The sequence below is a fragment of the Mameliella sp. MMSF_3455 genome, assembly GCF_030733205.1.
Classification (GTDB): Bacteria; Pseudomonadota; Alphaproteobacteria; order Rhodobacterales; family Rhodobacteraceae; genus Antarctobacter.
The window spans coordinates 133,522-143,959 of the sequence record NZ_JASHJL010000011.1; the positions used below are offsets into that span (position 1 = coordinate 133,522).

13 protein-coding genes are annotated in these 10,438 nt (G+C 64.7%); 6 read left to right on the forward strand and 7 right to left on the reverse strand.

Annotation, left to right across the window (positions count from 1 at the left end; translation table 11 throughout):
• Positions 1-53 precede the first annotated feature (53 nt).
• Complete coding sequence (locus tag RBB42_RS10690) at positions 54-533, reverse strand: DUF6749 family protein (RefSeq protein WP_305970318.1); 480 nt, start codon at positions 531-533, stop codon at positions 54-56.
• A gap of 414 nt (positions 534-947) precedes the next feature.
• On the opposite strand from RBB42_RS10690, the gene xth reads away from it, so the two are divergent.
• From xth to RBB42_RS10715, 5 genes are all read left to right on the forward strand, one after another.
• Entirely contained in the window at positions 948-1,730 is a 783-nt protein-coding gene (gene xth, locus RBB42_RS10695; protein ID WP_305970319.1) for an exodeoxyribonuclease III, read from the forward strand.
• Positions 1,731-1,828: 98 nt separating this feature from the next.
• The gene (locus RBB42_RS10700) at positions 1,829-2,065 is read left to right on the forward strand and encodes a BolA/IbaG family iron-sulfur metabolism protein (protein ID WP_305970320.1); all 237 of its coding nucleotides are present in this window, start codon (positions 1,829-1,831) and stop codon (positions 2,063-2,065) included.
• Positions 2,066-2,071: 6 nt separating this feature from the next.
• A complete protein-coding gene (locus RBB42_RS10705) occupies positions 2,072-2,305 on the forward strand; it encodes a hypothetical protein (protein ID WP_305970321.1) in 234 nt (77 codons plus the stop codon).
• Positions 2,306-2,353: 48 nt separating this feature from the next.
• Positions 2,354-2,716 (forward strand): Grx4 family monothiol glutaredoxin, encoded by a 363-nt coding sequence (grxD, locus tag RBB42_RS10710; protein ID WP_305970322.1) that lies wholly within the window; start codon positions 2,354-2,356, stop codon positions 2,714-2,716.
• Between the two features lie 90 nt (positions 2,717-2,806).
• Positions 2,807-3,493, forward strand: coding sequence for a hypothetical protein (locus RBB42_RS10715; protein WP_305970323.1), 687 nt, complete (start codon positions 2,807-2,809; stop codon positions 3,491-3,493).
• A 19-nt stretch (positions 3,494-3,512) separates the two neighbouring features.
• Here the strand turns inward: RBB42_RS10715 and RBB42_RS10720 are convergent, their stop codons facing one another.
• Both RBB42_RS10720 and RBB42_RS10725 read right to left on the reverse strand, forming a co-directional pair.
• Positions 3,513-3,914 carry a cell division protein ZapA gene (locus RBB42_RS10720; protein WP_305970324.1) on the reverse strand — a complete coding sequence of 134 codons (402 nt, stop codon included), beginning with the start codon at positions 3,912-3,914 and terminating at the stop codon, positions 3,513-3,515.
• Positions 3,911-4,792 (reverse strand): hypothetical protein, encoded by an 882-nt coding sequence (locus RBB42_RS10725; RefSeq protein ID WP_305970325.1) that lies wholly within the window; start codon positions 4,790-4,792, stop codon positions 3,911-3,913. The genes RBB42_RS10720 and RBB42_RS10725 overlap by 4 nt, the downstream gene beginning before the upstream one ends.
• 241 nt (positions 4,793-5,033) lie before the next feature.
• Between RBB42_RS10725 and tkt the strand changes: the two genes are divergently transcribed.
• Positions 5,034-7,052, forward strand: coding sequence for a transketolase (tkt, locus tag RBB42_RS10730; protein ID WP_305970326.1), 2,019 nt, complete (start codon positions 5,034-5,036; stop codon positions 7,050-7,052).
• Between the two features lie 72 nt (positions 7,053-7,124).
• Here tkt and lpxB read toward each other — a convergent pair whose 3' ends face one another.
• Genes lpxB through fabZ form a run of 4 tightly spaced genes read right to left on the reverse strand, consistent with a single transcriptional unit; the run spans position 7,125 to position 10,327 of the window.
• On the reverse strand, positions 7,125-8,285 hold the full coding sequence (gene lpxB / locus RBB42_RS10735) for a lipid-A-disaccharide synthase (protein ID WP_305970332.1): 1,161 nt from the start codon (positions 8,283-8,285) through the stop codon (positions 7,125-7,127).
• Entirely contained in the window at positions 8,285-9,073 is a 789-nt protein-coding gene (locus tag RBB42_RS10740) for an LpxI family protein (RefSeq protein ID WP_305970327.1), read from the reverse strand. Before RBB42_RS10740 ends, lpxB begins: the two co-directional genes overlap by 1 nt.
• Positions 9,074-9,080: 7 nt before the next feature.
• On the reverse strand, positions 9,081-9,869 hold the full coding sequence (gene lpxA / locus RBB42_RS10745; protein ID WP_305970328.1) for an acyl-ACP--UDP-N-acetylglucosamine O-acyltransferase: 789 nt from the start codon (positions 9,867-9,869) through the stop codon (positions 9,081-9,083).
• Complete coding sequence (gene fabZ, locus RBB42_RS10750) at positions 9,866-10,327, reverse strand: 3-hydroxyacyl-ACP dehydratase FabZ (RefSeq protein WP_043139294.1); 462 nt, start codon at positions 10,325-10,327, stop codon at positions 9,866-9,868. Before fabZ ends, lpxA begins: the two co-directional genes overlap by 4 nt.
• Positions 10,328-10,438 lie beyond the last annotated feature (111 nt).

Below are 10,438 nucleotides of genomic sequence, written 5' to 3' on the forward strand. Positions count from 1 at the left end.
TCCTCTGTCTTGGCAGAGCGCACTGCGCCCCGCCCGGGTATCAGTGACGTCGATCAGGCGCGCGCCGGGCCGGACCACGAGGTGAAGGCTTCGACATTGTCGCCTGCTTCACGGTCGCCGGCTGCGGGACCGGACCAGCTGGTGAAGGCCTGGACGTTGTCGCCGCTCTCGATGTCGCCAGCCGCCGGGCCGGACCACGAGGTGAAGGCCTCGACGTTGTCGCCTGCGTCGCGGCTGCCGCGCGCCGGGCCGGACCAGCTGGTGAAGGCTTCGACATGGCCACCGTTTTCCATGTCACCCGCAGCGGGACCGGACCAAGAGGTGTAAGCTTCGACTGCATCACCAGATTCGCGGGTACCTGTCGCCGGACCGGACCAGGATGTGTAGGCTTCGACAGAGGCACCCGCGAACAGGTCGCCATCGGCCGGGCCCGACCACGAGGTAAAGGCCTCGACGGCGTCGCCGGCGAAGGCGCTCGTTTCCGCTTTGGAAACGGTTTCTTTAGAGGTGTGCAGCTTGATGAGGGCAGTCATGGGATCGCTCCTTTTTCAGGTTGAGCAGCTATGCCCTTGAAATCTGCACGCAAAAATAGTTTGCAAAAAAGTTAATTCTTGTTAAGGTTGTTTAAGGAAAAGTTTATCCACAGATGCGATTCGCGCAGGCGTTTCGGATCGCGCGACAATACGGGTTATCCACAGATACAAATTTTCTGTGGATAAATCCGGACTTTGCAGCGCAACGGCACTTTGCAAACTCCTAAATCCACGAATCATACCCGAATCGAGCGGGTTCCAGAGGGTGCTTTGTGCCAGGCTTTACGCCGATAGGTTGCAGGTACGTCACAAAGCTCAACCAAACTGATACAAAACAGGGCTTTACCTGACGCGCTTGACCGTCAGCCCCGCGCCTGCGATCCATGGCCCCCGGACAGGCAGGAGAAACGCGCCATGAAGATCGCTACCTTCAACATCAACGGCATCAAGGCCCGCCTGCCCGCGGTGCTCGACTGGCTGGACGAGGCTCAGCCGGATGTCGTTCTCTGCCAGGAGATCAAGTCGATCGACGAGAATTTCCCGCGCGAGCCCTTCGAGGACCGCGGCTACAACGTCGAGACGCACGGACAGAAAAGCTTCAACGGGGTGGCGATCCTGTCCAAGCGCCCGCTCGAGGATGTCCGCCGCGGCCTGCCCGGCGACGACGCGGACGAACAGGCCCGCTGGATCGAGGCAACCGTCATGGGAGACGAACAGGCCGTGCGCGTCTGCGGGTTGTACCTGCCCAACGGCAACCCGGCACCGGGCCCGAAATACGACTACAAGCTGGCATGGATGGAACGGCTGGAAACCCGGGCCCGGGATCTGCTGGCCGAGGAAACCCCGGCGTTGATGGCGGGCGACTACAACGTGATCCCCCAGGCCGAGGATGCCGCCCGGCCCGAGACCTGGACCGAGGACGCCCTGTATCTGCCGCAGACCCGCGCGGCCTTTCGCAGGATCCTGAACCTCGGTTTCACCGAGGCGTTTCGGGCACGGACGCAGGCGCCGGGGCATTACAGTTTCTGGGATTACCAGGCCGGCGCCTGGCAGCGGAACAATGGAATCCGCATCGACCACCTGCTGCTGACGCCTGCGGCCGCGGACCTGATGACCGACTGCCAGATCGACTCTGCCATTCGCGGGCGCGAAAAGCCCTCGGACCATGTCCCTGTGTGGATCGAGCTTGCCGTCTGACCGCCGCCGCCCCTGCCCGGCTTGATGCGCGTGCCTTGCACGCCGCTCGCTGGCACACTAATTCTGTAACAGACACCAGACGCGTGGAGACGCCTTATATGCCGATGTATGCCCAGGAAATCGAGGACCTGTTGCGCGAGTCCTTTCCAGACGCCACGATCACCGTCGATGGAGAAGACGGCGTGCACATGTCGGCGATGGTCATCGACGAGAGCTTTCGCGGCAAGAACCGGGTCCAGCAACAGAGAGCGGTCTATGCAGCCCTGAAGGGCAAGATGGATGGGCCCAGCGGCGCGCTTCATGCCCTTGCTCTCACAACAAAGGCCCCAGACTGATCCCATATGCCCCTAGGCGTCATCGTTCCCCTGCTGCTTCTGCCCTTTCTTGCCATTTTCGTCTATGCGGCGTGGCATGAATACCGACGCTTCAGAGCGGAAGGCAAATCGACCTATGGTTTGACCTATGACCCCGAGTCGAACACCACCTTCGTGGGCACGATCCCGGACAGCGAGGACAGCTACGATCCGCAGGACTATGACCCCGAGAATACTGGATCGGACCGGGACCACGAGTGATCGGGCCGATGACACCAGCAAAGACCACACAGAACAGGACACCCCCAGATGACCGACGTTAAGACCCGTATCGACGACACCGTGAAATCCAACGATGTCGTGCTCTTCATGAAGGGCAACAAGACCATGCCGCAATGCGGTTTCTCCAGCCGCGTGGCCGGCGTGCTCAACTACATGGGCGTTGACTACCAGGACGTGAACGTGCTCGAGGACGACGGCCTGCGCCAGGGGATCAAGGATTTCTCCGACTGGCCGACCATCCCGCAGCTCTACGTCAAGGGAGAGTTCGTGGGCGGTTGCGACATCATCACCGAGATGACCCTCTCGGGCGAGCTGGACCAGCTTTTCGACGACAAGGGCGTTTCCTACAACAAGGAAGCCGCCGACAAGATCCGTGAAGCCAACGCCTGAGCCATGTGATTGCCTGATGATACCGAACGGGCGGGGCTTTCCCTGCCCGTTTTTCTTTGATCGGTTGGATTTGAGTACAGGAGTTTCGTCGTGGAGTATTTCGTAGCCGCAGTCCTGATATTGGCCTCTTTCGCCGGCACCGGGCTGATCGCCTATGCCATCCGGCACAGCCAGAAGCGCCGAGAGGCACTGAAGACCCTGTGCGCGGAACGAGGCTGGTCCTTCGACTACCAGCCGCAAACCGGCGGGCGCGGAAGCCGAACCGTGATTTCGGACCGGTCCGAAGGCTGGGAACTGGTCCTCTATTTCCGGTCCAATTCCTCTACCGGCGGCACCACAAGTCATTGGACGGAGTTCACCCAGCCACGGCTGGCGCTGCCGGACGGGATGGCCCTGCTGGGGCCCGACATTCCCGAAAAGACCGCCGCGATAGCCGACAAGATGCTGGACAAGATGGGCGGAGGCGGTTTCGGCCAGATGGTGCTGAACAAGTTGACCGGCGGGCTTGCCGCCGAAGCGGCTGATCTGCGGTCGGTGCCCGGGGATGGATCAGGGACATTGTTTGCGACACCCGGGCGCGAAACGGCGCTGGACGCCCTCCGAGAGGCACCGGAACTGCTCGAGGCACGCAGCGGGCGCAACGAGGCACAACAGCCCATCGTCGCGCTGAGCCGTCACGGCTTGCGGCTGAGATTGCGCCACATCCTGCGTCGCCCCGAAGAGGTGGCCGAGTTCATGGAACTGGGCCGCGCTTTGACACGGCAGCTCGACGGCTGAAGCAGACGACACGCGCCTGCTACTCGGCCTTCGTCTCGTCGAACCTGTTGGCCAAGGCCTCTGCACGGGCAGCGATCTCGGCCAGTGCATCGGTCACGTCCGCCGGGATTACCGGCACTTCACGTTGCTCGGGGGCTGGCGCGGGTTTGCTCCTGAGATCGGCCAACTCGGCCTCTACCGACTTCAGCTTGTCCTGCGCCTCGCGCAGCCGTTCTTCAAGGCCCGCGGTCTTGTCCGCCAGCATCAGCCCGGCCATCAGCAGCATCCGCGCCTCCGGCATCCGCCCGATCTGCGTCACAAGCACCTGCGCCTCGGTGTCCAGAAGCTGCGCGGCAGACAACAGGTATTGTTCCTCGCCCTGCTGGCAGGCCACTTCAAAGCTGCGGCCACCGATCTTGATCTCGACTTCGATCTGGCTCATTCCCGTGCCTCCCCGTCTGCGGCTTCGGCCAGAAGCGGGCCAAGCGCCTCGATCACCGCGCCAGTCTCCGCCGCATCGGTCGCCCGCATGGTGCGCATCGCATCCAGTTCGGCCTGCAGACCCCGGTTGATCAGTTCCGGATCGCCCACACCCTGCGCATTCGCCTCGCGCAGCGCGGTGTTTGCGGCAATCAGCTCTTCATTGGCGGCGCGCAGGTCCTGCAATTGCTCATCCAGCGCGATCAGGGCCTCGGGCGACGGGGCTGTCTCGGGCTCGGGGGCCTCGGCGCTTTGGGCCTCGAGGTCTGCCAGACGCGCGCGCAACACGCGCAACCGCTCTTCAAGCTGGGCATTGGCCATCTTTTCGTCTTCCAGAGCCTCTTCCAGCTCCGTGACCTCAAGGGCATCGGTCGGCGTTGCCTCAGGCTCAGTCTCGGGGGCTGCCACCGGTGCCGGCTCGGTGTCGACCTCTGCCCGGGCCTCGGCAAGGGCGCGTTCCAGTTGCGCTGCGGCCTCGGACTTGACGGCGGCAATCGCGGCATCGCGGTCGGCCTCTGCCTGTTCGCGGGCCGCGGCCACGGCAGCTTCGCGTGCCTCTTCGGCCTGGGCAAGAGCGTTGGCAACCGCCATGTCCCGCTCGGCCTCGGCCGCTTCTCGCGCGCTGGCCAAGGCCGTGTCACGGTCCACCTCGGCCTGCTCACGGGTGGCGGCCAGCGCTTCCTGTGCCTCCGCCAATGCCTGTTCCGCCGCTTCGGCGCGGCTGCGCAATGCTTCGAAATCCGCGGGTTCGGCGGCGCCGTGGTCCAGCCCGTCGATCCCCTGTCCTATACGATCCAGCGCGCGCGTGATGCGCGCCTGCAAGTCCTCGATCTGGCTCATCTGCCCTGCTTCGTCCTCTTGCCCGGCCCCGCGGCCTCAATCCCGCGCGGCCCATCGCGACACGGAACGAATCGTCCCGCATCCGGTCAATGAAAGTTTAACAAGCGAAAAAGGAAAATGCGCCCCCTTATCTTCCAAGGCCTTAGACGGCGCCCTTCATGCGACGTCAAGCGCTTGGCTTGCACTTCGGCGCGGGACTGCTATTCACGCCGCAAACCCCCAGCCAGAGGATCGAAACCCGGTGGATATCCAAGAGCTTCGCACCCGTAACCCTGATCATTGGATGCGCGCCACGGCGATCCGTGCGCTTGCGCTCGACGCCGTCGCCGCGGCCAATTCCGGCCATTCGGGCATGCCCATCGGCATGGCGGACGTGGCCACCGTTCTGTATTCCAAGCACCTGAAATTCGACGCCGCGCGCCCCGACTGGGCCGACCGCGACCGGTTCATCCTGTCTGCGGGACACGGCTCGATGCTGCTGTATTCGCTGCTCTACCTTTGCGGCGATCCGGAAATCACCCTCGACGAGGTCAAGAACTTCCGCCAGCTGGGTGCCAAGACTGCCGGCCACCCAGAGAACTTCCTGGCCAAGGCAATCGAGACCACGACCGGCCCGCTGGGTCAGGGCATCGCCAACTCCGTCGGTTTCGCCATCGCCGAAGAGGCGCTACGCGCGCGCTTTGGCAAGAAGCTGGTCGACCACAACACCTATGTCATCGCCGGCGACGGCTGCCTGATGGAAGGTGTCAGCCAAGAGGCGCTGGGCCTTGCCGGCCGCTACGAACTGGGCCACCTCATCGTCTTCTGGGACAACAACGACATCACCATCGACGGCAAGGTGTCGCTCTCTGACCGCACCGACCAGATTGCACGCTTCAAGGCGTCGGGCTGGCACGTTCAGGAGATCGACGGCCACGACCCCGAAGCCATCGACGCCGCCATCGTCGAAGCCAAGAAGACCGCGCAGCCTTCGATGATCGCCTGCAAGACCCATATCGCCCTGGGCCATGCCGCACAGGACACCTCGAAGGGTCACGGCGCGCTGACCAACGCGGATCAGAACGAAGCCGCCAAGGCCGCCTGGGGCTGGACCTCCGCGCCCTTCGAGATCCCCGCCGAGATCAAGACATGGTGGGAAGAGGTCGGGTCCCGTGGGGCCGCCGAGCGCGAGGCCTGGGAAACCCGTTTCGCCGAGACCAGCGCGGCGCGGCAAAAGGAATTCACGCGCGTCATGGACGGCGAGGCGCCGAAAAAGCTGTCTGCCGTGGTCAAGGCGTTGAAAAAGCAGGTCTCGGAAACCACGCCCAAGGTCGCGACCCGCAAGGCAAGCGAAATGGCGCTTGAGGTCATCAACCCGATCATGCCGGAAACCATCGGCGGTTCCGCGGACCTGACCGGTTCCAACAACACGCTCACCGGCGATCTGGGCGTCTTCGACACCGACAACCGCAAGGGCCGTTACATCTATTTCGGCATCCGTGAACACGGCATGGCCTCGGCGATGAACGGCATGAGCCTGCATGGCGGCGTGCGCCCCTACGGCGGCACCTTCATGGCCTTCACCGATTATGCGCGTCCGGCAATGCGCCTGGCGGCACTGATGAAGACACCCACCGTCTTTGTCATGACCCATGACTCCATCGGCCTCGGCGAGGACGGTCCAACCCACCAGCCGGTGGAACATGTTGCCATCAGCCGCGCCACGCCGAACACGCTGGTCTTCCGCCCTGCGGACGCCGTCGAAACCGCCGAGGCCTGGGAAATCGCGCTGCGCCAGACGGACACGCCCTCGGTCCTCTCGCTGACCCGCCAGGGTCTGCCGACCGTGCGGCTGGAACACAAGAACGCCAACCTTGTCGAGAAAGGCGCCTATGTGCTCGCCGAGGCCGAAGGCAAGCGCCAGGCGATCCTGATGGCGACCGGTTCGGAAGTCTCCATCGCGCTGGCCGCGCGGGACCTGTTGCAGGCTGAAGGCATTGGCACGCGCGTCGTGTCCATGCCCTGCTGGGAACTGTTCGAAGCCCAGGACGAAAGCTATCGGCGCCGGGTCCTGCCCCCCGCCGGTCCGGTGCGCGTTGCAGTCGAGGCCGGCGTGCGCATGGGCTGGGACCGTTGGCTGTGCGGCGAGCGTGGCAGCGCCAAGAAGGCCGGCTTTGTCGGCATGGAGAGCTTTGGCGCCTCGGCCCCGGCGGACGTCCTGTTTGACCACTTCGGCATCACCGCCGAGGGCGTCGCCGCCAAGGTCAAGTCGCTGCTCTGAGCGCGCAACGCACTACAAGAGCAGGGCCGGAAACGCAGGTTTCCGGCCCTTTTTTCGTCACACGATCCGAACTCAGTTGAGCGTATTGCCGTCACGCAGGCGGTCAAGAACCGCGCGCGCCGCCCGAAGACCCGGGCGTTCACCGCCCCGGCCAAGGCGTTCCATCGTCAGGTCCATCGCCTCGATCTGCGCCCCAGGAGCCTCCAACACCTGGCCCACCGCATCCGCGATTGGGCCAGGCTGACATTTCGCGCCGATGAATTCCGGCACCGTCCGGCTTTCGGCCACCAGGTTGACCAGCGTCACGCTGTCGACGCGCAACATCCGCCCGATGATCTGGCGGCTGAGCCAGCTCATGTCATAGGCGATGACCATCGGCGTACCCGCCGCGGCGAGTTCGAGCGAAACCGTCCCGGAGGCCGCAAGCGCCACATCGGCCGCCCTGAAGGCCGCTCGTTTCTGCGTCCCGCCCGGATCTTCCGAAGGGGCGATCACCAGCGGGTCACCGGGCCAGTCGGCCACTGCCTCGCGCACCGCCACAGCCACCGGTCCCGCCGCCGGAATCACCAGGCGCAGACCCGGCCGCGCGGCCAACAAGGCGCGTGCCGCCCGGGCAAAGACCGGCAGCAGACGCCCCACCTCGGACCGGCGCGAGCCCGGCAAAACCAGCATCATCTCGCCCGCTATACCGTGGGTCGCACGAAAAGCTGCGGCCTCCGCCTCGCTGGCCTGCGGCTCCATCACCACCGGGTGGCCGACGAAATCGCAGGCGATCCCCGCCGCCTCCATGTAGGGCGGTTCAAACGGCAATAGCGCCAGCACCTGATCCACATGCGCGGCCATCTTCTGCGCCCGCTTGGGCCGCCACGCCCAGACCGTCGGCGCAACGTAATGCACCACGTGTACGTCGGACACGGCCTTGACCAGCCGCGCCACGCGCAGGGAAAACTCTGGCAGATCCACGGTGATCAGAACGTCTGGCTGTTCTGCCACAACCGCGTCGGCGGTCTGCCGGATACGGCCCTTCAGCGCGCGGTATTCACGCAGGATCTCGGTGATCCCCATAATGCTGATCTCATCCATTGGGAACAGGCTGTCGAGGCCCTGTGCCTGCATCAGCGGCCCACCGATCCCGCGAAAGGTCACATCCGGCACCAGTTCCTTGAGCCCTGCCATGAGCGCCGCACCCAATCGGTCGCCGGACGGTTCTCCCGCTGTGATGAAAACTCGCATCATGTTTCCCTTTCACGCACCCAGAGGAACAGGCCAGCGGCTTCCAGCCGCTCCAGCACCTGTGGCAGGTCCAGAACCATGACGCCATCAGCCTCGATCACGATTCCCGACAGACCTGCCGCAACGGCACCCTCGGCAGTCTGAAGGCCGATGACCGGCAGGTCGGCGCGGCGCTCCTGCCCCGGTTTCGGCGCCTTGTAGAGCACGCCGCCCCGCGCCTCGTGACCAAGCCCCTGCAACATGGCATCGGTGCCGCGGTCATCCTCGCGGGCGATGACGGTGCCCTCCTTGACAACGCAGGCCTGTCCAAGATCGTGCCGCGCCTGATCCTGAGAGATCCGGTCCCCGAGGCGCGCCGCCGCGCTCGCCACCTTATCGGGTTGGGCGCTAGTGGGCACACCGGCGGCCGGCAACAGGGACGGCGCCAGTTCATGCGCGGCCAGAACCGTGAACCCGGCGTCTTCGAGAATGTCGATGGCAATGCGCAACGCCCCGTCATCCCCGCGCCGCAGCGCCCGCATGACCCGGGGCAACAGAGGCAGGGTTCGCCATCCGATCCGGGACACCGCGACATCCGGACGATCGACGGACCCGCACATGCAGACCCGCGACACGCCCCGCCGCTTGAGCCAGGCCAGAAAGGCCCCCAACCGTTCGATGGCAAAGAGATGCTCGGCCACGACCTGATCTGGCGGGGAATGCGCCATGCCGCAAATCACGACCGGTTCGCCGGCGGCGCCGGCAACGGCGGCAGGCAAGGCCCCGCGCCCGGCAATCAACGCCAGCATGGTCCGCTCAGCCCGGCGTCAGAAAGCTGCGGTCGCTGTCGCCGAGTACGAAATCGACGATCTCGCGGACGTAATCGCTCTGGGTTTCGTCGCCCAGACGGCGGGCCCGGTCCTGAAAGGCACCCTCACCCTGCGCCAGCATCTGAAACGCCGCGCGAAGCGCGGTGATGTCCGATCGTTTGACGCCGCGGCGTTTCAGCCCGACCAAGTTCAGCCCGTCCAGCTTGCCACGCGGTCCCTGAACAAGGCCGTAGGGGATCACGTCATTGGTGACCATCGTCACGGCACCGATGATGGCGCCGCGCCCGATACGCACCCACTGGTGAACCCCGGAAAGGCCGCCGATGATCACGTCATCCTCGATCACGCAGTGCCCCGCCAGCGCGGCATTGTTCACCAGGATCACCCGGTCGCCCACCTGCGCGTCATGGGCCACATGACAGCCGGCCATGAACAGGCCGTCATCGCCCACCCGTGTCACACCGCCACCGCCCTCGGTGCCGGTGTTCATGGTGACATGTTCGCGGATGCGGTTGCGGGCACCGATCACCAGTCGGGTCTTTTCCCCCCGGAACTTGAGATCCTGCGGGATCTCGCCGATCACGGAGAAGGGAAAGACCAGGGTCTCTTCGCCGATCTCGGTCGCGCCGGTCGCGACCACGTGGCTTTTGAGTTCGACCCGGTCGTGCAGCACCACCTCGGGCCCGACATGGCAGAACGGCCCGACCACGCAGCCCTGGCCGATCACCGCGCCTTCTTCGACCACGGCGGAAGGATGGATCACGGTTTCGGTCAAGACGGCAGATCCATCATCGCGGTGAACTCGGCCTCGGCGGCCATCTCGCCTTCGACCTCGGCAACGCCGCCAAATTTCCAGACCTTGCCGCCGGGTTTCCCGCGCAGAGTCGTCAGACGCATCTTCAGTTGGTCGCCTGGCACGACCTTGCGCCGGAACTTGCACTTGTCGATGGACATGAAATAGACCTTCATCTCCTTGTCGGCCATGTCCAGCGCCGTACCCACCATGACGGCGGCGGTCTGGGCCATCGCCTCGACGATGGTCACCCCCGGCATGATCGGCAGACCGGGGAAATGGCCCTGGAAGTGCGGCTCGTTCATGGTGACGTTCTTGATCCCCAGGGCCGACTGCGTGCCGTCGATCTCTTCGACGCGGTCGACCAGAAGAAAGGGATAACGATGCGGCAGGATACGCTGGATCAGCTGGATATCCGCGCTCAGAAGCGTGTCGGTCATGACTGGCGGCCTTTCTTGTTTTGGCGCACCCCTAGCAACGGCGGCGCTCAGGGGCAAGCACGCCTTCAATCCTGTTCCGCGGGCGGCTCTGGTGTTTCCAGGTCCGGGGTG

Bases quoted from the DNA above. Each gene is read 5' to 3' on its own strand.
- RBB42_RS10690 (WP_305970318.1), bottom strand. From the start codon at position 533: ATGACTGCCCTCATCAAGCTGCACACCTCTAAAGAAACCGTTTCCAAA.
- xth (WP_305970319.1), top strand. From the start codon at position 948: ATGAAGATCGCTACCTTCAACATCAACGGCATCAAGGCCCGCCTGCCC.
- RBB42_RS10700 (WP_305970320.1), top strand. From the start codon at position 1,829: ATGCCGATGTATGCCCAGGAAATCGAGGACCTGTTGCGCGAGTCCTTT.
- RBB42_RS10705 (WP_305970321.1), top strand. From the start codon at position 2,072: ATGCCCCTAGGCGTCATCGTTCCCCTGCTGCTTCTGCCCTTTCTTGCC.
- grxD (WP_305970322.1), top strand. From the start codon at position 2,354: ATGACCGACGTTAAGACCCGTATCGACGACACCGTGAAATCCAACGAT.
- RBB42_RS10720 (WP_305970324.1), bottom strand. From the start codon at position 3,914: ATGAGCCAGATCGAAGTCGAGATCAAGATCGGTGGCCGCAGCTTTGAA.
- RBB42_RS10725 (WP_305970325.1), bottom strand. From the start codon at position 4,792: ATGAGCCAGATCGAGGACTTGCAGGCGCGCATCACGCGCGCGCTGGAT.
- lpxB (WP_305970332.1), bottom strand. From the start codon at position 8,285: ATGCGAGTTTTCATCACAGCGGGAGAACCGTCCGGCGACCGATTGGGT.
- RBB42_RS10740 (WP_305970327.1), bottom strand. From the start codon at position 9,073: ATGCTGGCGTTGATTGCCGGGCGCGGGGCCTTGCCTGCCGCCGTTGCC.
- fabZ (WP_043139294.1), bottom strand. From the start codon at position 10,327: ATGACCGACACGCTTCTGAGCGCGGATATCCAGCTGATCCAGCGTATC.